This window comes from Streptomyces sp. NPDC058295 (genome assembly GCF_042880655.1).
Classification (GTDB): Bacteria; Actinomycetota; Actinomycetes; order Streptomycetales; family Streptomycetaceae; genus Streptomyces; species Streptomyces coriariae.
Window position 1 is genome coordinate 24,965 of sequence record NZ_JBHVYO010000064.1, and the last position, 18,279, is coordinate 43,243.

Here is an 18,279-nt window from a genome sequence, read left to right on the forward strand (position 1 = left end):
CCGACACGCCGTCCCGCCCGCCTCCAGGGGGAGTCCCCATGTCCGCCACCCGACGCCTGATCGCCGTCGTCCTGCTCGTGCCGACCCTCGCCGCCCTCGCCCTCTGGGCCTTCGCCTGGCCGGCCTCCCGCACCGCGCCCCGCGACCTGCCGCTCGGCGTGGCCGGTCCGCCCGCCGCGACCGCGCGGCTGGAGAAGCAACTGAACCGGCACGAGGGCGCCTTCGAGATCCACCACTACGCCGACGGAACGGCCGCCCGGGACGCCGTCGAGGACCGGACCGTATACGGCGCGGTGGTCGTCACCGCCGAGGGATCCGAACTGCTGACCGCCTCGGCCGCGAGCCCGCTCGTCGCCCAGCTGCTCCAGCAGGCGGTCGCGCAGCAGGCGACGGCCTCGGGCACCCGGGTGGAGACGGTGGACGTGGTGGCGGCTCCGGCCGCCGACCCGCGCGGCTCGGCCCTCGGTGCGAGCGTGCTGCCGCTGGCCCTCGCCGGGATCGCGGCGGGCGCGCTGGTGTCGTTGCTGGGCCTGCGCGGGGTTCGTGCCGTGCTCGGGCTGGTCGGCGCCGCCGCGCTGGTCGGGTCGGTCGCGGCGGCGCTGGCGCACAGCTGGCTCGGGGTGCTCACCGGTGACTGGTGGGCGGAGGCCGCGGTGCTGGGGCTCTCCACGCTCGCCGTGAGCGCGGCGGTCGCGGGCTGCGCCGCGCTGCTCGGCACGCCCGGCATCGGAGCCGTGTCGTTCGTGGTGATGTTCCTCGGGAACCCGTTCTCCGGGGCGGCCTCGGCACCGCGCATGCTGCCGGAGCCGGTCGGGGTGATCGGCCAGTGGCTGCCGCCGGGTGCCGGTACGACCCTGTTGCGCTCGGTGTCGTTCTTCGACGGAGCGGCGGCGACCGGCCCCGCGCTCACGCTGGTCTGGTGGGCCGCTCTGGGCCTCGGGGCGGTGCTGCTGGGCGCCCAGTTGAAGCCGGGACCGACCCGGGCCGAGCCGGCCACCGAGGTGCGGCGGTCCGCACTCGTCGCCTGAGCGCCCCGTCGCCGTCCCGTCGCCTGCCCCGCCCACAGGGCCGTGCACCCCGGATCAGGGGGCACGGCCTTTCGCGTGCCGTGTGCTCGTGCACCCAAGTGCCTACGACAGGTACTCCCTGCCCGTGCCCCTACGACGGATTCGAGCCCCGGTACTCCGCCGTGACCCCGAACCGGTGCTGTTCGCGGGGAGCGGACGCGACCTCGCGCACGGCGGTGACCGAGCTGATCACCGGCTCCTCCGCGGCCTTGTCGAGTTCGTCGAGTCGCTCCAGGTCAGCGGCGGAGACGAGGGCGACGAGAGGCTTGCCGTGGCGTGTCACGACGACACGTTCACCGCCGTACACCACGCGGTTGATCAGGTCGGCGAGTTCAGCCCTGGCTTGCGTCACCGGAATCTCGTAGGCCATACCCCCATTCTAACGTCACGTACATCCTGTACATTTTTTACAGATCCCGTCGGACGTAGAAGGCGTCGGACGGAGAAGGAGGGGGCTTCGATGAACCGACCGTCCGCCCGTCATGTCCTGCCCGAGTTCACCGAGCGCACGAGCTACGGGCACCGGACCATGGATCCGTACTCGAAGCTGCTGGAGGAGCGGATCGTCTTCCTGGGAACGCCGATCGACGACATCTCGGCGAACGACGTGATGGCCCAGTTCATGTACCTCGAGCACAAGGACCCGGACCGGGACATCGCGCTGTACATCAACTCCCCCGGCGGCTCCTTCAGCGCGATGACGGCCCTCTACGACACGATCCGGTACGTCACCTGCGACGTGGAGACCACCTGCCTGGGTCAGGCGGGCTCGTCCGCGGCGGTGCTGCTGGCGGCGGGCACGCCGGGCAAGCGGTACGCGCTGCCGGGCGCGCGGATGACGATCCGCCAGCCGTCCCTGCCCGAGCCCGTCCAGGGACAGGCGAGCGATCTCGCGATCCAGGCCGACGAGCTGGCCCGCATCCGCGCGAGCCTGGAGGAGATGCTCGTACGGCACACCGGGCGGACGCCGGAGCAGGTGACCGCGGACATCGAGCGGGACAGGTTCCTCACCGCCCAGGAGGCCGTGGAGTACGGCCTGGTGGACGGGATCATCCCCAGCCGCAAGGCCTCGGCCGGCGCGCCCGGCGGGAGGTGAGCCGCCGATGGTGCCCGAGCTGCCGCCACTGCCCGCGCTGACCCGCGCGGAGGCCGAGCTGATCGACGGTTACCTCGACGTGGTCGACATGCTCGGCCGGATCAACCCCGCCCACCACGGCGACACCTACCGCGGGCTGCGCGCCGCCCAGGCGCTGGTGACCAAGGCGACCGCGCTGCGCGACGCGCTGACGCTCATGCACCAGCGCGGCGAGAGCGAGCTGCACGCGCCGACGCTCGCGCGGGCGCTGCGCGTCCTGGACGGGGAGCGCCGCACCGCGCGCGTCACGCTGCCTCCGCTCTCCGACAGTTGACCCGAGCACCCCACCTCCGGTCCGGACGCTCGCGCCCAGGACGTGACGACCGGACCGGAGTTGAAACGACCCAGAAGAGGTACCCCCGTTCAGCGGAGCGTCTACTCCTCCCCCGACCCCTCCGCGGTTGCGCAAAAGGGCGCTCTTCGGGCGGAATAGCGGGCTCCACCGCTGGTGGGAGCCCCTGGGGTGCCTTGACACCTGATCGCCCATCAGGGTGTCCACCCGAACGGGTGAGTGGTGAGTAACCCCACAAATCCCCGGTTCCGTTGGGATTTTCGGACATCGGTGAGCCAAGATCCCTGACTGACGACAAGCCCCCGCCACAAGCGGCGGGGCGGTCCGGGCGGACGCCGAGTCCTGCCGCCGCCCGGATGACCGGTCGACAGGAGTGCATCGGCAGGAGTGGAGGACCCAAGCATGACGGGTCGCCGGAACGGTTCGTCTCCGTAGGAGAGGCGCCGGGCCGAGCAGCCCTTGGGGTGAAGCCGCAGCAGCGGCCGGGCAACTTCGCCAGCCCGAATCCGACAGGTCATCCTTCACAGGCGGCTGACGAAGGGTTGCGCATGACTGCGCTCAATCGTGTCCCGTCGCTCATGGCCAGGGCCGGTACGGCCTCGGCTTTCGCCATCGCCGCCGTGGGCGGCTCGGTCGTGGTCCCGGGGCTCGCCCCCGACGCCGCGGCCGCCACACCGGCGACGAAGGCGCTCCAGATCGCGGCCTCCAAGAAGGGTGCCCCGTACAAGTACGGGGCGACCGGGCCGAAGAGGTTCGACTGCTCCGGGCTCACGCTGTACTCGTTCAAGAAGGCGGGCAAGAGCCTGCCCCGGACGGCGTCCCAGCAGTACAACAAGACGAAGCACATCTCGGCGTCGAGCCGCAAGGCAGGCGACCTCGTGTTCTTCCACTCGGGCTCGAACGTCTACCACGTCGGGATCTACGCGGGTAAGGGCAAGATCTGGCACTCGCCGAAGACCGGCGAAGTGGTGAAGCTCCAGAAGATCTGGACCAAGAGCGTCTGGTACGGGCGGGTCCGCTAGGGCCTGCCCGGGCCGCGGGTCCGCTAGGGCCTGCCCGGGCCGCGGGTCCGCCAGGACCTGCCCGGGCCGCGGGTCCGCAAGGGCCCGCCCGGGCCGCGGGTCCGCAAGGGCCCGCCCGGGCCGCGGGTCCGCAAGGGCCCGCCCGGGCCGCGGGTCCGCAAGGGCCCGCCCGGGTCACGGGCTGGTTTTCCCGGGGTGGTGGGGGCGTCCTGACGCGCCTTCACCGCCCCGGGAGCTCACCCTCCGCCGGGGCCGTCAGGGCACCGGCCACCGGCTCCGCCGCCGGGACGGCCCACGGGAGCTCGACGGTGACCGTCTTGCCGCCCTCCCGGGTGGGCCGCACTCTCAGCCTGCCGCCGCACTCGGCGGTCAGCCATCTAATGATCACCATGCCTCGGCCGTTGTCCTGCTGGACGGCGGCCGGCAGTCGTTTGGGGAAGCGCGGGTGGCTGTCGGTGACCCCGACGCGCAGGTGTTCGTCACGGTCGAGGACCAGGTCCACGGTGAAGGTGGGTGACTGCCCGAAGGTGTGCTGTACGGCGTTGGTGGCGAGTTCCGAGACGATCAGCCGGATGGCGTCGGCCATCTCCGTGTCCGCCGGCAGACCCCATTCCCCGAGGGCGCCGGCCACGAATACGCGAGCCGCGTAGACCGAGGCGGGATCGCTCGGCAGAGTGACGGATGCTTCCAGGTGATCTGCCATGGCGTCGTCGACCCTTTCCCACGGGACCGGGAGCCCGACACCGTGCGGATGGTTCGAGTACGGTCCCGGACTGGTGCTTCTTCGCCAGACTGCCATTACCGCGCCGGTCACGGGTGGGATCCACCGAGATATGCATATATCTGTCGCCCAATGCGGTGAACTCTGCGACGGCAGAGCGTATTTGGTCGGCCCGATAGGAGTAAGGAGGAGCCCATGCAGCACGGTCCCGCGGTGCGCCGCCGGAAACTGGGCGCCGAACTGCGCACTCTGCGCGCCCAGGCGGGCCTCACGAGTGGTGAGGCGGCCCGGCTCGTGGGCTGGCACCAGTCCAAGGTGAGCCGCATCGAGACCGGTATCAGTGGATCGAAACCGGCCGATGTGCGGTTACTCCTCGACGCCTATGGTGTCGAGGAGCCGCAACTGCGGGAGCTGATGCTGGCGTTGGCGGGCGACGACGGCAGTGGCGGTCGGGACCACTGGTGGCACGCCTACCGCGGGGTGCTGCCGCCCACCTACCGGGACTTCATCAGCCTGGAGTCGCAGGCGAGTGCGATGCGCACCCTGGAGACGACGGTGGTACCCGGACTGCTGCAGACGCCCGAGTACGCGCGCGCGGTGACCAGGGCATCCGTGGAGGGCGGCGCCGAGGATCAGCTCGACACCCTGGTGGAGGTGCGGCTGGCCCGCCAGGACGTGCTGCGCGCGCAGCCGCCGCTGGAACTGTGCGCGGTACTGGACGAGGCGGTGCTGCGACGGGAGGTGGGCGGGCCCGAGGTGATGGCACGACAGCTCGGCCGGCTCGTGGAAGCCGCCCGATTGCCCCAAGTCCGGCTCCAGGTGCTGCCGTTCGCCGCCGGAGCGCATATCGGGGTAACCGGCCCTTTCGTTATCTTCTCATTTTCGCGCACTTCTGATCTGGACGTGGTTGTTCTCGACCACTTGACGAGTAGCCTCTATCTCGAACGGAAAGAAGACCTCCAGGCCTACACCGAGGCCTTCAACGCCCTTCGGGCGCACGCCCTTTCGCCCGGGGACTCATCGGATTACATCGCCGCGATAGCCGACGGCGCGTAAGGAGGCACCATGTCCGCACCACCGCGGAACGTACCTTCCAGTACCGATCCCGCCCATCTCCCCGATGTGCGGTGGCTGCGCAGCAGCTACAGCACGGGAGCGAACAACTGTGTGGAGACGGCCCGGCCGGCCTCCGGCCCCTGGGCCGGTCTGCTCGCCGTACGCGACTCCAAGGACCCGGCCGGACCCGCCCTGCTCTTCTCCCCCGAGAGCTGGTCGGGCTTCACGACGGTGTTGTCGAGGGCCTCAGGGGTCTCGCGACTCCGCTGACCGCACCGGAGCAGTCAGAGGCGGTCCACGGCCGTGTCACGCCGACTCATGGTCGTGTTTCGCCGATCACCCGTACAGCGCGTTCCAGCTCGGCCCCGGAGAGGTCCGCACGCGCGGTCAGCCTGAGGCGTGAGATGCCGTCGGGCACGGAGGGAGGACGGAAGCAGCCCACGGCCAGGCCTGCCGACCGGCAGTCCGCCGCCCAGCGCACGGCCCCCTCCGGGGACGGCGCACGCACGGAGACGACCGCGGCGTCCGGACGCACCGCCGCCAGGCCCGCGGCCGTCAGGCGCGCGTGCAGCTCGCCCGCCACCGCACGCGCGCGTGCCGCGCGCTGCGGCTCCCGGCGCAGCAGCCTGAGGGCGGCCAGCGCCGCCCCCGCCGCCGCCGGGGCCAGGCCCGTGTCGAAGATGAAGGTCCGGGCCGCGTTCACCAGATGCTCGATCACCCGCGCGGGACCCAGCACGGCGCCGCCCTGGCTGCCCAGCGACTTGGACAGCGTGACCGTGACGACGACGTCGTCGGCGCCCGCCAGACCGGACGCGTACGGAGCGCCCTGGCCGCCGTCCCCCAGCACACCGAGCCCGTGGGCGTCGTCGACGACCAGTCCGGCGCCGTACTCCCGGCAGGCGGCCGCCAGGGCGGCCAGCGGGGCGGCGTCGCCGTCGACCGAGAAGACCGTGTCGGAGACGGCCACGGCCGGGCCGTCGTGTGTGCCGAGCGCCTTGCGCACCGCGTCCGGGTCGGCGTGCCCGACGACCTGGGTGGTGCCGCGGGCCAGCCGGCAGCCGTCGATGAGCGAGGCGTGGTTGCCCGCGTCGGAGACGATCAGCGAGCCGTGCGGGGCCAGCGCGGTGACCGCGGCGAGGTTGGCCGCGTACCCGGAGGAGAAGACGAGGGCCGCCTCGAAGCCGCAGTACTCGGCCAGCTCGCGCTCCAGCTCGCCGTGCAGCTCGGTGGTGCCCGTGACGAGCCGGGAGCCGGTGGCGCCGCCGCCCCAGGTCCTGGCGGCCGCCGCGGCGCCCTCCGTGACCTCGGGGTGGCGGGCGAGGCCCAGGTAGTCGTTGCTCGCCAGGTCGAGGAGCGGCGAGTCGGCCGGACGGGGCCGCAGTGTCCTCACGAGTCCGGCCCGGCGCCGCAGCTCCGCCTGCTCGTCGATCCAGCCGAACGCCATGGGTCCTCCGGGCTTTTGTAGGTAGCGGACAGACACTAGCGGCCCGGCCGCCCACCCACGGTGTGGCAATACCCACACGTCGAACCCGGTGTGTTGTGTGATCCCTACCTTGGCCCGGAGCGGGTGCGTAGGACAGGATCGGCTCTCATGGACCTGCTGAACACGCTGGTGGACAAGGGGCTTCGGCGCGAGCTGCCGACCCGCGAGGAAGCGTTGGCCGTGCTGGCCACTTCCGACGACGACGTGCTGGACGTGGTGGCCGCGGCCGGCCGGGTGCGACGGCAGTGGTTCGGGCGACGGGTGAAGCTCAACTACCTCGTCAACCTCAAGTCGGGGCTGTGCCCCGAGGACTGCTCCTACTGCTCCCAGCGGCTCGGCTCCACGGCCGGGATCCTGAAGTACACCTGGCTCAAGCCGGACGAGGCCTCGCAGGCGGCGGCGGCCGGGCTGGCGGGCGGGGCCAAGCGGGTCTGCCTGGTGGCGTCCGGGCGTGGTCCGACGGACCGTGATGTCGACCGGGTCGCCGGCACCATCAAGGCGATCAAGGACCAGAACGAGGGCGTCGAGGTCTGCGCCTGTCTGGGCCTGCTCTCCGACGGCCAGGCCGAACGGCTGCGCGAGGCGGGCGCCGACGCCTACAACCACAACCTGAACACGTCCGAGGGCACGTACGGGGAGATCACGACCACGCACACGTACGCCGACCGGGTGGACACGGTGCAGAAGGCGCACGCGGCGGGTCTGTCCGCGTGCTCGGGTCTGATCGCCGGCATGGGCGAGTCCGACGAGGACCTGGTGGACGTCGTCTTCTCGCTGCGCGAGCTGGACCCGGACTCCGTTCCGGTGAACTTCCTCATCCCGGTCGAGGGCACCCCGCTCGCCAAGGAGTGGAACCTCACCCCGCAGCGCTGTCTGCGGATCCTGGCGATGGTGCGGTTCGTCTGCCCGGACGTCGAGGTGCGCATCGCGGGCGGCCGTGAGGTCCATCTGCGCACCATGCAGCCGCTCGCCCTGCACCTGGCCAACTCGATCTTCCTGGGCGACTACCTCACGACCGAGGGCCAGGCCGGCAAGGCCGACCTGGAGATGATCGCGGACGCCGGGTTCGAGGTGGAGGGCGCGGAACAGGTCACCCTGCCCGAGCACCGGGCGACGGCGGCCGGGGGCTGCGGGTCCCACGAGGGCGGTGGCTGCGGCTCGCACGAGAACGCCGGGGGCGGTGCGCACGAGGGCGCGGGCGGCTGCGGCTCGCACGCGGGCGGCGGTGTGTGCGGCTCCGCCCCGGCGTCGGCCCCTGCGTCGGCCCCGACTCCGGCCGCGGCCCCGGTCGCGGCGGTCGGCGAGGCCCGTACGGACCTGGTCGCCGTACGCCGGCGTGGCGCCGGTACCGATCTCGCGCCCAATGCCTGAGCTGCCCCCGCTCGGGGTGCCCGAGCTGCTGGAGCTCGACCGGCGGCACGTGTGGCATCCGTACGGTCCGATGCCCGGCCGGGTCGACCCGCTCGTCGTGGAGTCGGCGAGCGGGGTACGGCTGCGGCCGGCGGACGGCTCGGGTGACCTGGTCGACGGTATGGCGTCCTGGTGGTCGGCGATCCACGGCTACAACCACCCGGTGCTCAACGAGGCCGTGCGCGAGCAACTGGGCCGGATGAGTCATGTGATGTTCGGCGGGCTCACCCACGAGCCCGCCGTACGGCTGGCGAAGCTCCTTGTCGACATGTCGCCCGACGGTCTGGAGCATGTGTTCCTCGCCGACTCCGGCTCGGTGTCGGTCGAGGTCGCGGTGAAGATGTGCCTCCAGTACTGGCGCTCGCTGGGCCGCCCGGCCAAGCGACGCCTGCTGACCTGGCGCGGCGGTTACCACGGCGACACCTGGCAGCCGATGTCCGTGTGCGATCCCGAGGGCGGGATGCACGACCTGTGGACCGGGGTGCTGCCCCGGCAGGTCTTCGTGGACCCGCCTCCGGTGGAGTTCGAGGAGGCGTACGCCGACCTGTTGCGCGAGACGATCGAGCGGCACGCCGACGAACTGGCCGCGGTCATCGTCGAGCCGGTGGTGCAGGGCGCGGGCGGGATGCGGTTCCACTCCCCCGGCTATCTGCGGGTGCTGCGCGAGGCGTGCGACGCGCACGACGTGCTGCTGGTGTTCGACGAGATCGCGACCGGGTTCGGGCGCACGGGCGCGCTGTTCGCGGCGGAGCACGCCGCGGTGACACCGGATGTGATGTGCGTCGGCAAGGCGTTGACCGGCGGCTATCTGACGATGGCGGCGACGCTGTGCACATCCCGGGTGGCCGACGGGATCTCGCGGGGCGAGGTGCCGGTGCTGGCCCATGGGCCGACGTTCATGGGCAACCCGCTCGCCGCGGCCGTCGCCTGTGCCTCGATCGAGCTGCTCCTCGGGCAGGACTGGCTTGCCGAGGTCAAGCGGATCGAGACGGGGCTGCGGGACGGGCTCGCCGAGGCCGCGCAGATCCCGGGGGTCCGGGACGCCCGGGTCCTGGGCGCCATCGGCGTCGTCCAGCTCGACCACCCGGTGGACATGGCGGCCGCCACCCGGGCCGCCGTGCGCGAGGGCGTCTGGCTGCGGCCGTTCCGCGACCTGGTCTACACAATGCCGCCGTACGTCACCGGTGACGCGGACGTGGCACGGATCGCGCGCGCGGTGTGCGCCGCGGCGCGGGAGGGATGAGCATGCCGATCCTGGTGATCACGGGGACGGGCACGGAGGTCGGCAAGACCGTCACGACGGCCGCGGTCGCCGCGTCGGCGCTCGCGGCGGGGCGGACGGTGGCCGTCCTCAAGGCCGCGCAGACCGGCGTACGCGCGGACGAGTGCGGGGACGCCGACGAGGTGGCGCGGCTCGCGGGCGCGGTGACGACGGCCGAAGTGGCCCGCTATCCCGAGCCGCTGGCTCCGGCGACGGCGGCGCGCAGGGCGGGCCTGGCGGCGGTCCGGCCGCAGGACGTGGCGGAGGCGGCGCAGAAACTGGCCGCCGGGCACGACCTGGTGCTCGTCGAGGGGGCGGGCGGGCTGCTCGTACGGTTCGACGAGGCGGGCGGGACGCTGGCCGACGTGGCGCAGTCGCTGCGGGCGCCGGTGCTGGTCGTGGCCTCGGCCGGCCTCGGCACACTGAACACCACGGAACTGACGGCTCGTGAACTTCGTTGCCGGAGCGTGGAGTTGCTGGGAGTCGTGATCGGCAGCTGGCCCGACTCCCCCGATCTGGCCTCGCGTTGCAATGTCGCGGATCTGCCGGAGGTGGCCGGGGCCCCGCTGCTGGGGGCCCTGCCGTCGGGCGCCGGCGCTCTCGCACCCGTCGATTTCCGTGCCGTGGCGCCCGGTTGGCTGGCGCCGCGACTGGACGGGACGTGGGAGGCGGAGGCCTTCCGGAAGCGGACCGGTTCCGGGCTCTAGCCGCCGTCCGCGTCCGCGAGCAGCCGGACGAGTTCGATGCGGGAGCGGATGCCGAGGCGGGTGAAGACGCCTCTCAGATGGTGGTCGATGGTGCGGGGGCTGAGGGCGAGGCGGGCGGCGATCTCCCGGTTCGTGGCGCCGTCGGCCGCCATCCGGGCGACGAGGAGCTGCTGGGCGGTCAGGTGGACCGTCGGGCGGCGGTCGCCGCGGGTGGGGGACGCGGGGGCGCCCAGCGCGCGCAGTTCGGCGCGGGCGCTCTCGGCGCAGTGCGGGGCGTCGAAGGACTCGAACGCCTCCATGGCGCTGTGCAGCCGGTCGCGGGCCTCGGTGCGGCGGCGCAGCCTGCGCAGCGCGCTGCCGAACAGCAGTTCGGTGCGGGCCCGTTCGAAGGCCCGGGTTCCTTCGGCGTGCAACCGGAGGGCCGTGCGGTAGTGCTCGACGGCGTCGGCGCCCGGCGTGAGCAGGGCTCGGCAGCGGGCACTGAGGGCCAGGTCGTCGGGGCTGCCGACGGCGCGGGCCCAGCGGTCGTAGTCGGCGTGCGCGGCGCGCGCCACGCGGGTCTCGCCGGTGCGGACGGCGGCCTCGACATAGTGCGGGGTGGCCAGGTGGCGAATGGCCCGGTGGCCGTGGCCCGGGCCCGAGGCGGCGAGGGCGCGCAGCCGGGCCGCGGCAGCGTCGAAGCGGCCGGAGCCCAGGTCGAGGAAGGCGAGCGCCCACTGCGCCAGGGCGGCGGGCAGGCCCAGGGCGTGGGCGAGGGCGTAGGAGCGGGCGGCCGCGGCCCGCTCCCGGCACAGGTCCTCGTCGCCGGTGAGCGCGGCGAACATCGCGAGGGCGGCCTGGAGATGGCAGGCGCCGTTGTCCTGTCCGGTGGCGTACGCCTGCCGCAGGGCGTCCAGCGCGGCGGCCTCGGCGGCGCGCGGGCGGCCGGTCCAGAAGTCGGCGTAGGCGCGGAACTCCATGGCCTGGGAGACGGCGGCGGTGACGCCCCGGGCGCGGGCCGCGGCGGCCGCCCGGACCGTGGCGGTGGCGGCGCGGGTGTGGTCGCCGAGCATCAGGGCGGCGATCCCCGCGTGCAGGAGGAGGGTGGGGTCACCGCCCGGACCGCACCGTCCGGCGGTGGCCTCCAGCAGATTGCGCGCGTCCTCGTACCGTCCGTCGACGGCCGCGGCGATCCCGCCGAGCACACCCGGCGGGTCGATGCCCGACTGCCCCGCGACAAGGGCCGCTTCACGGCATCGACGCAGATCGCCGGTGTAGACGGCGGCTTCGGCGGCTCGGGCCAGGAAGTGGGTGACGGGGGCGGCGAGGGCTGAGTCCGCCGCCTCGCCGGACGCGTGCGAGGCGGCGCGGGAGGGGACAGTGGAGCCGACGCGGGACGCTGCGGAGCCGTCCCGTCCCGGTGGCGGGCAGCCGGGCGCGGGCCGCGCCCCGGCCGCCCGTGCCGCCCCGGCCAGCAGCGCGTCGAACGCCTCCCCCGCGTGCCCGGTACGCAGGGCGAGGATGCCGGTGAGGGCGTCGGCGTCGGTGCGGGCGGCGAGGGCGCGGGACCGGTCGCCGTCACCGCGGTGCCAGGCGTCGGTCGCCGCGTGGGCGAGGAGCCGGGACCGTTCGCCCGGGTCCGTGCAGAGCGCGGCGGCCCGTTCGGCGAGGGCGCCCGAGAGCGCCGGGTCGCCGGCGGCGCGCGCCCGGGCGGCGGCCGCCGTGAGTTCCGCGGCGAGCCGTGCGCTGGGCCCGAGCGCGCCCGCGCCCCGGTGCCAGGACCGGCGGGGAGTCTCCGCCGCGCCGTGCAGGACGCGGGCGAGCAGCCGGTGGGCGTCGCGCCGGTCGGCCGGGGCGGCCGTCTCGTACGCGGCGATCCGGGTCCAGGCGTCGCGGAAGCCGACGCCGCCGGCCGTGGCGTAGGCGATCCCGGCCGCTTCCGCCGCTTCGAGGGGCCGGGTGTCGAGGCGGGCGGCGGCGAGGGCGCGCAGGAAGGCATGGGTGGCCACCGGGTACTGGTCGGCGGCCGCCAGCAGGAGCACCAGCCGGGTGCCGTCGGGCAGCGCGCGGACCTCGCGGCGGTGGGCGCGCAGCGTCTCGGGGGCGAGGTCGGCGGGTTCGGCCGGCAGCGGATCGAGGCCGGCCGCCTGCCGTTCGGTCAGCCGTGCGACGAGTTCGGCGGCGGCGCGCGGGTCGCCGTATACGAGGCGCAGCACGCGCACGCGGACGCCTTCGGACAGTGCCGCGGCCGGGCGCGGGCCCGCGCCCGGCGGCGCCGGTGGCGAAGTGCGGTCCACAGACGGGGGGTTCACTCGTGTCACCACACAAGTGACGTTACTGGCGGGTTACTTGAACCGTAAAGACTGGCGATTTCACCGATGCGGCGCGCGTAGACCCGCCGGACACTCCTGGCAACCCCACACGTTTCAGGAGGCATCATGCAGCGCCACAAGCGTCGCATCGCCGCGGCACTCTCGGCCGTGGTCTCTTCGCTCCTTCTGTCACTCTCGTTCTCCGCCCCCACAGCCCACGCCGCGACCCACAACCCGATCGTCTTCGTGCACGGCCTCAGCAGTTCTTCCAGCAGTTGGGACGACTGGGTCGCGGACTTCAAGGCCGACGGCTACACGGCCGCCGAGCTGGACGCCTGGACCTACAGCTGGTCCCAGTCGAACGCCACGACCGCCTCCCAACTGGCCACCGAGATCAAGAACGTGCTGGCGAGAACCGGCGCGTCCAAGGTCGACGTCGTCATCCACTCCATGGGCGCGCTCAGCTCCCGCTACTACCTCAAGAACCTCGGCGGCACCGCGTACGTGGACGACTTCGTCTCCGTCGCGGGCACCAACCACGGGACGTCGGTCGCCTCGTGGTGCAGCTGGCTCTACACCTCCTGCGCCGAGATGGTCACCGGCAGTTCGTTCCTCACCTCGCTCAACTCCGGTGACGAGACACCGGGCAGCGTGAACTACGCGACCTACTGGTCGAACTGCGACTCGGCCATCGACCCGGACTCCTCGGCGCTGCTGAGCGGGGCCACCAACGTCGGCGTCGGGTGCATCTCGCACACCGACATCAACAACGACTCCGGCGTGTACGCGCAGGTGCGCGACTTCATCCAGTGAGGCTCGTCCGGTGAGCCGCTCCGTCCGGTGAACGACGCGACAGCGACAGCACGGGTGCGGCGGGCCTGCACGGGGGACAATCCCGGTAGGCCCGCTGCTGCTCGGGAGGTCGCCATGCCCCTACGGTCCACCGGCTCGGGCAAGGCGCCCGGTGACCTTGTCCACCATCCGTTGTTCGCCCGGTTCTACGCCCGGCTCGGCACGGCCGCCGAGACCCGCGGCGGTCTGGCCCCCCTTCGCGATCAGCTGCTCACGGGGCTGTCCGGCCGGATCATCGAGATCGGCGCGGGCAACGGACTGAACTTCGCGCACTACCCGGCCGCCGTCTCGGAGATCGTCGCGATCGAGCCGGAGCGCCACCTGCGCACGCTGGCGCTGGAGGCCGCCCGGCGCGCGGAGGTGCCGGTGGATGTCGTGCCGGCCGTGGCGGAGGCGCTGCCGGTGAAGAGCGAGGCCTTCGACGGGGCGGTGGTCTCGCTGGTGCTGTGCAGCGTGCGGGACGCCTCCCGCACGCTCGCGGAGCTGCGGCGGGTGCTGCGACCCGGCGGCGAACTCCGGTTCTTCGAGCACGGTCCCGGCGGCGGTCCGGTGATGCGGTTCACCCAGCGCGCGCTGGACCGCACGGTGTGGCCGACCCTGGCCGGCGGCTGTCACCTCACCCGGGACCCGCTCGACGCCCTGCGCGAGGCAGGGTTCGAGCTCGGCCCGTACCGGCGGCTGACCGTGCCGGAGAAGGGCCCTCGGTCCCCCGCCTCCTACTGCGTTCTCGGCAGGGCCCGCCGCCCCTCATAGGCTCCACTGGCGCAGTTCCCGCGCGATGTCGGACACCGACGCCTCCCCGGTCTTGACCAGCCGGGCCAGATCGCGGACCTGTTCGGGCGAGGTGGCGACCTTCAGACCGCTGGCGACGAGATAGGCGTACGCGACGGCGCAGGCGAACAGGGCGTTGGAGCGCTCCAGCGCGGGGACGTGGATGAGGAGCTGGAGCAGCGCGGCGGCACGGGCCGGCGCGTCGTCGTAGACGGGGACGTCGAATATCTCGGCCTGGTGGCGCGCCACGGCCGCCACCAGCGCCCCCCAGTCGGTGACCTGGGGGTCCCCCGGGGTCTTCTGTTCGGCGAGCATGAGCAGCCAGGCGAGATCGATACGGAGATCGCTCAAGGGATCAGCGGCGACCTTCGCGCGTGCCGCCCTCGCGATCGGCGCCGAACTCTTCCGCGAACACGGCCTCGTACTGCTTCATGAAGTCGCTGGCGGCCTCGACGAACGTGTGGCCGACTTCGCCCGCGTCCTGTCTGACCAGCTCTTCTATATAGCGGTTGACGCTCATGCCGCGGGCCGTGGCGCGCTCGCGGGCGGCGCGGGCCGTGCCCTCGTCGACGCGTACGTTCAGCTGGGTCTTCGCCATACCTCGACGCTAGCGCCGTGTCGCTAGCAACGGCAAGGGCGGCCGGGAGGTGAAAAGGGATACCGGGTGTGCGCCGGGTCACACTACGCTCGGCCGGGCAGAAACATCACCGTGCGATCGGCACGTCCTTACGAGCGAGGAGGCAGCCTTGTCCACACCTGCTGCGGAGCACGCCCCCGGCCTGGCTTCGGCCGGCGGGATCGCGGCCCGCGCCCGCGGTCTGACCAAGGCGTACGGCTCCGGCGAGACCACGGTGCTCGCCCTGGACTCGGTGGACGTGGACATCTCGCGCGGCCGCTTCACCGCCGTCATGGGGCCGTCCGGGTCCGGGAAGTCGACCCTGATGCACTGCCTGGCGGGCCTGGACACGGTGTCGGCCGGTCAGGTGTGGATCGGCGACACCGAGATCACGGGGCTGAAGGACCGGGAGCTGACCCGATTGCGCCGGGACCGGATCGGGTTCATGTTCCAGTCGTTCAACCTGATCCCGACGCTCAACGCCGTCGAGAACATCACCCTGCCCATGGACATCGCGGGGCAGAAGCCCGACCAGAAGTGGCTGGACCAGGTGATCGACACGCTCGGCCTGCGGGACCGGCTGAAGCACCGGCCGTCGCAGCTGTCCGGCGGCCAGCAGCAGCGCGTGGCCTGCGCCCGGGCGCTCGCCTCCCGCCCCGAGCTGATCTTCGCCGACGAGCCGACCGGCAACCTGGACTCGCGCGCCGGGCTCGAGGTCCTCGCGTTCCTGCGGGAGGCCGTCGACCAGCTGGGGCAGACCGTCGTCATGGTCACCCATGACCCGGGTGCCGCCGCCCACTCCGACCTGGTGCTCTTCCTCGCGGACGGGCGGATCGTGGACGAGACGGAGCGGCCGACGGCGGACGCGGTGCTGGAACGCATGAAGCGCTTCGACGTGATCCGCGCCCAGCCCGACGGCGAGAGCGGCGGCGTCCGCATCCCGGCCGGCGACGCCCACGGCGCCGACGCCAAGGAGAAGTGATCCGGTGCTGAAAGCCACCCTCAGAAGTTTCCTCGCGCACAAGGGGCGGCTGCTGCTGTCCGCGCTCGCCGTCGTCCTGTCGGTGGCGTTCGTCGCGGGCAGCCTGATCTTCTCCGACACGGTCACGCGCACCTTCGACCGGCTCTTCGCGTCCACGTCGGCGGATGTGACGGTCGAGCCCAGCGACGACCTGAAGGCGTCCGTGCCGACCGGCGCCGTGCAGACCGTGCCCGCCTCGCTCGCCCAGCAGGTGGCCCGCGTCGACGGGGTCGCGTCGACCCACGCGGACGTGAGCGTGGAGAACATCACGGTCGTGGACGGCGAGAACAAGTCCGTCGGGCCGACCACGGGCGCGCCGACCATCGCCACCGACTGGTACGTCACCGACCGCAGCCCGGTGAAGCTGACCTCCGGCCACGCCCCGCAGGGCGCGGGTGAGGCCATGCTCGACGCCGACACCGCCGACAAGAAGCACGTGAAGATCGGCGACACCCTCACCGTGATGGCCCAGCCGGGCTCGTTCAAGGTGCGGATCGTCGGCATCGCCACCTTCACCACCACCAACCCGGGCGCGGCCCTGGTCTTCCTCGACCCCGCGGCCGCCGCCACGCAGCTCCTGGGGTCGCCGGACAAGGCCACGAGCATCTCCGTCGACGCGGCGCGGGGGGTGAGCGACCCGGTCCTCGAACGACGCGTCAGCTCCGCGATCGGTGCCGGGCCCTACGACGTGAAGACCGCGGACGAGCAGGCGAAGTCGTCGGCGGAGGCGCTGGGCGGGTTCCTCGACGTGATCAAGTACGTGATGCTCGGCTTCGCCGGGATCGCCGTCCTGGTCGGTGTGTTCCTGATCGTGAACACGTTCTCGATGCTGATCGCCCAGCGCACGCGTGAGCTGGGCCTGCTGCGCGCCCTGGGCGCCGACCGCCGTCAGGTGCGCCGCTCGGTGCTCACCGAGGCGGTGCTGCTCGGTGTCGTGGGCTCCACGGTCGGCCTCGCCGCCGGCATCGGTCTGGCGGCCGGGCTGATCAAGCTCATGAGCGCGTTCGGCATGAACCTGAAGACCACGGAGATGGTCGTCGGCTGGGCGACCCCGGTGTCGGCGTACGTCGTCGGCGTCGGCGTCACCTTCGTGGCGGCCTACCTCCCGGCCCGGCGCGCCGCGACCGTGTCGCCGATGGCGGCCCTCGCGGACGCGGACATCGCCGGGGTGGGGCGGCCGCTGAAGGTGCGCGCGGTGGTGGGCGCCGTCGTCGGCGCGCTGGGCGTGGCGGCGCTCGCCGGCTGTGTGAGCTCCTCGAAGACGGCGTCCGCGGCGTCCCTGCTGGGCCTGGGTGTCGTGCTCACCCTCATCGCCACCGTCATCGCGGGGCCGCTGCTGGTCCGCCCGGTGATCCGCGTGCTCGGCGGCGCCTTCCCCGCGCTGTTCGGCTCGGTCGGCCGGATGAGCCAGCGCAACGCCCTGCGCAACCCGCGCCGTACCGGCGCCACGGCGGCCGCGTTGATGGTGGGTCTCGCCCTGGTCGGCGGGATGTCGGTGGCGAGCGCGTCGATGTCCAAGTCCTTCGACGAGCAGATCGACAAGACGCTGGGCGCCGACTTCGTCGTCCAGAACGCCAACTTCACGCCGTTCTCGCAAGAGGTCACGGACGCGGTCCGCGACACCGAGGACGTCGGCCTCGTCGTCCGGCAGCGGTTCGCGCCGCTCGCCGTGCGGCTGCCCGACGGCAAGCGCGTCGAGACGACCGCCTCCGGCTACGACGACCGGGTCGACGACGTCGCGCACGTCACCTACGTCCAGGGCGACACGGCGGCCGCGCTGGCCGACGGCGCCATCGGCATGGACGTCGACTTCGCCAAGGACCACGGGGTACGGCTGGGCAGCGTGCTGCCGGTGGAGTTCCCGGGGAAGCGGACCACCTCGCTGAAGGTCGGCGCGCTCACCGACCAGGACGGCGGCGACGGGTTCGGCATGCAGGGCGGGCTGTTCCTCGGGATCGCCACCGTCGAGAAGTACGTGCCCGGCGGGCAGGACTCGGCGCTGTACGTGAACGCGGCCTCCGGTACCAGCGGCGACCAGCTGCGGCCCCGTCTGGAGAAGACACTCGACGCGTATCCGCAGGTACAGGCGCGTGACCAGGCCGACTACAAGAAGCTGGTGCACGACCAGATCGCCGTGCTGCTCTACCTGGTGTACGCGCTGCTCGGGCTCGCGATCGTGATCGCGGTGCTCGGTGTGGTCAACACCCTGGCGCTGTCGGTGGTGGAGCGGACCCGGGAGATCGGGCTGCTGCGGGCCATCGGTCTGGGCCGGCGGCAGTTGCGCCGGATGATCCGGCTGGAGTCGGTCGTGATCGCGGTGTTCGGCGCGGTGCTGGGGCTGGCGCTCGGGCTGGTGTGGGGCGTGTGCATACAGCAGGTGCTGGAGTTGCAGGGCATGAAGGCCCTCGCCGTCCCGTGGGGCACGATCGTCGCGGTCGTGGTGGGCTCCGCGGTCGTCGGTGTGGTGGCGGCCCTGCTGCCCGCGCTGCGCGCCTCGCGGATGAACGTACTGGCCGCGATCGCGCACGAGTGACACGAAGGCGATCACGGGCGCGAACACGCGAGGCGTTCGCG

The 18,279-nt window shown here is 72.7% G+C and carries 19 protein-coding genes and 1 riboswitch; of the genes, 13 read left to right on the plus strand and 6 right to left on the minus strand.

What is annotated here, in order from left to right:
• Positions 1 to 38 precede the first annotated feature (38 nt).
• On the plus strand, positions 39 to 1,028 hold the full coding sequence (locus ACFVYS_RS39270) for an ABC transporter permease (protein WP_389510072.1): 990 nt from the start codon (positions 39 to 41) through the stop codon (positions 1,026 to 1,028).
• A gap of 130 nt (positions 1,029 to 1,158) precedes the next feature.
• Here the strand turns inward: ACFVYS_RS39270 and ACFVYS_RS39275 are convergent, their stop codons facing one another.
• Complete coding sequence (locus ACFVYS_RS39275; RefSeq protein WP_389510074.1) at positions 1,159 to 1,437, minus strand: type II toxin-antitoxin system Phd/YefM family antitoxin; 279 nt, start codon at positions 1,435 to 1,437, stop codon at positions 1,159 to 1,161.
• Between the two features lie 90 nt (positions 1,438 to 1,527).
• Here ACFVYS_RS39275 and ACFVYS_RS39280 point away from each other — a divergent pair, with 90 nt between their 5' ends.
• The 3 genes from ACFVYS_RS39280 (at position 1,528) to ACFVYS_RS39290 (ending at position 3,516) form a co-directional block, all read left to right on the plus strand.
• The gene (locus ACFVYS_RS39280) at positions 1,528 to 2,163 is read left to right on the plus strand and encodes an ATP-dependent Clp protease proteolytic subunit (RefSeq protein WP_389510075.1); all 636 of its coding nucleotides are present in this window, start codon (positions 1,528 to 1,530) and stop codon (positions 2,161 to 2,163) included.
• A gap of 7 nt (positions 2,164 to 2,170) precedes the next feature.
• Positions 2,171 to 2,476 (plus strand): hypothetical protein, encoded by a 306-nt coding sequence (locus ACFVYS_RS39285; protein WP_142269183.1) that lies wholly within the window; start codon positions 2,171 to 2,173, stop codon positions 2,474 to 2,476.
• Between the two features lie 341 nt (positions 2,477 to 2,817).
• Positions 2,818 to 3,039, plus strand: a riboswitch (cyclic di-AMP (ydaO/yuaA leader).
• A gap of 3 nt (positions 3,040 to 3,042) precedes the next feature.
• Entirely contained in the window at positions 3,043 to 3,516 is a 474-nt protein-coding gene (locus ACFVYS_RS39290; RefSeq protein ID WP_389510077.1) for a C40 family peptidase, read from the plus strand.
• Positions 3,517 to 3,736: 220 nt separating this feature from the next.
• Here the strand turns inward: ACFVYS_RS39290 and ACFVYS_RS39295 are convergent, their stop codons facing one another.
• Positions 3,737 to 4,219 carry an ATP-binding protein gene (locus ACFVYS_RS39295; protein WP_389510079.1) on the minus strand — a complete coding sequence of 161 codons (483 nt, stop codon included), beginning with the start codon at positions 4,217 to 4,219 and terminating at the stop codon, positions 3,737 to 3,739.
• 213 nt (positions 4,220 to 4,432) lie between these two features.
• On the opposite strand from ACFVYS_RS39295, the gene ACFVYS_RS39300 reads away from it, so the two are divergent.
• Together ACFVYS_RS39300 and ACFVYS_RS39305 are read left to right on the plus strand one after the other, a co-directional pair.
• A complete protein-coding gene (locus ACFVYS_RS39300; protein ID WP_389510081.1) occupies positions 4,433 to 5,293 on the plus strand; it encodes a helix-turn-helix domain-containing protein in 861 nt (286 codons plus the stop codon).
• 9 nt (positions 5,294 to 5,302) lie between these two features.
• Positions 5,303 to 5,563: a DUF397 domain-containing protein gene (locus tag ACFVYS_RS39305; protein WP_389510083.1), complete on the plus strand. Its 261-nt coding sequence runs from the start codon at positions 5,303 to 5,305 to the stop codon at positions 5,561 to 5,563.
• A gap of 46 nt (positions 5,564 to 5,609) precedes the next feature.
• Here ACFVYS_RS39305 and ACFVYS_RS39310 read toward each other — a convergent pair whose 3' ends face one another.
• Entirely contained in the window at positions 5,610 to 6,737 is a 1,128-nt protein-coding gene (locus ACFVYS_RS39310) for an 8-amino-7-oxononanoate synthase (protein WP_389510085.1), read from the minus strand.
• A 147-nt stretch (positions 6,738 to 6,884) separates the two neighbouring features.
• Between ACFVYS_RS39310 and bioB the strand changes: the two genes are divergently transcribed.
• From bioB to bioD, 3 genes are read left to right on the plus strand one after another with little or no spacing between them, the layout of a single operon-like run.
• Positions 6,885 to 8,147 carry a biotin synthase BioB gene (gene bioB, locus ACFVYS_RS39315; protein WP_389510087.1) on the plus strand — a complete coding sequence of 421 codons (1,263 nt, stop codon included), beginning with the start codon at positions 6,885 to 6,887 and terminating at the stop codon, positions 8,145 to 8,147.
• Positions 8,140 to 9,429 (plus strand): adenosylmethionine--8-amino-7-oxononanoate transaminase, encoded by a 1,290-nt coding sequence (locus tag ACFVYS_RS39320; protein ID WP_389510089.1) that lies wholly within the window; start codon positions 8,140 to 8,142, stop codon positions 9,427 to 9,429. Before bioB ends, ACFVYS_RS39320 begins: the two co-directional genes overlap by 8 nt.
• A gap of 2 nt (positions 9,430 to 9,431) precedes the next feature.
• On the plus strand, positions 9,432 to 10,154 hold the full coding sequence (gene bioD, locus ACFVYS_RS39325) for a dethiobiotin synthase (RefSeq protein WP_389510103.1): 723 nt from the start codon (positions 9,432 to 9,434) through the stop codon (positions 10,152 to 10,154).
• Here the strand turns inward: bioD and ACFVYS_RS39330 are convergent.
• Positions 10,151 to 12,355, minus strand: coding sequence for a LuxR C-terminal-related transcriptional regulator (locus tag ACFVYS_RS39330; protein ID WP_389510090.1), 2,205 nt, complete (start codon positions 12,353 to 12,355; stop codon positions 10,151 to 10,153). The two genes, bioD and ACFVYS_RS39330, sit on opposite strands and share 4 nt — an antisense overlap.
• 216 nt (positions 12,356 to 12,571) lie before the next feature.
• Here ACFVYS_RS39330 and ACFVYS_RS39335 point away from each other — a divergent pair, with 216 nt between their 5' ends.
• Positions 12,572 to 13,258, plus strand: coding sequence for an esterase/lipase family protein (locus ACFVYS_RS39335; protein WP_389510092.1), 687 nt, complete (start codon positions 12,572 to 12,574; stop codon positions 13,256 to 13,258).
• Between the two features lie 114 nt (positions 13,259 to 13,372).
• A complete protein-coding gene (locus ACFVYS_RS39340) occupies positions 13,373 to 14,050 on the plus strand; it encodes a class I SAM-dependent methyltransferase (RefSeq protein ID WP_389510093.1) in 678 nt (225 codons plus the stop codon).
• Here the strand turns inward: ACFVYS_RS39340 and ACFVYS_RS39345 are convergent.
• Both ACFVYS_RS39345 and ACFVYS_RS39350 read right to left on the minus strand, forming a co-directional pair.
• On the minus strand, positions 14,045 to 14,419 hold the full coding sequence (locus ACFVYS_RS39345; RefSeq protein ID WP_267023653.1) for a fic family toxin-antitoxin system, toxin component: 375 nt from the start codon (positions 14,417 to 14,419) through the stop codon (positions 14,045 to 14,047). The genes ACFVYS_RS39340 and ACFVYS_RS39345 overlap by 6 nt on opposite strands.
• Positions 14,420 to 14,423: 4 nt before the next feature.
• Positions 14,424 to 14,666 carry a hypothetical protein gene (locus tag ACFVYS_RS39350; protein WP_020131652.1) on the minus strand — a complete coding sequence of 81 codons (243 nt, stop codon included), beginning with the start codon at positions 14,664 to 14,666 and terminating at the stop codon, positions 14,424 to 14,426.
• 148 nt (positions 14,667 to 14,814) lie between these two features.
• Here ACFVYS_RS39350 and ACFVYS_RS39355 point away from each other — a divergent pair, with 148 nt between their 5' ends.
• On the plus strand, positions 14,815 to 15,666 hold the full coding sequence (locus ACFVYS_RS39355) for an ABC transporter ATP-binding protein (RefSeq protein WP_389510095.1): 852 nt from the start codon (positions 14,815 to 14,817) through the stop codon (positions 15,664 to 15,666).
• Between the two features lie 4 nt (positions 15,667 to 15,670).
• Entirely contained in the window at positions 15,671 to 18,238 is a 2,568-nt protein-coding gene (locus tag ACFVYS_RS39360; protein WP_389510097.1) for an ABC transporter permease, read from the plus strand.
• The last annotated feature ends 41 nt before the right edge of the window (positions 18,239 to 18,279 follow it).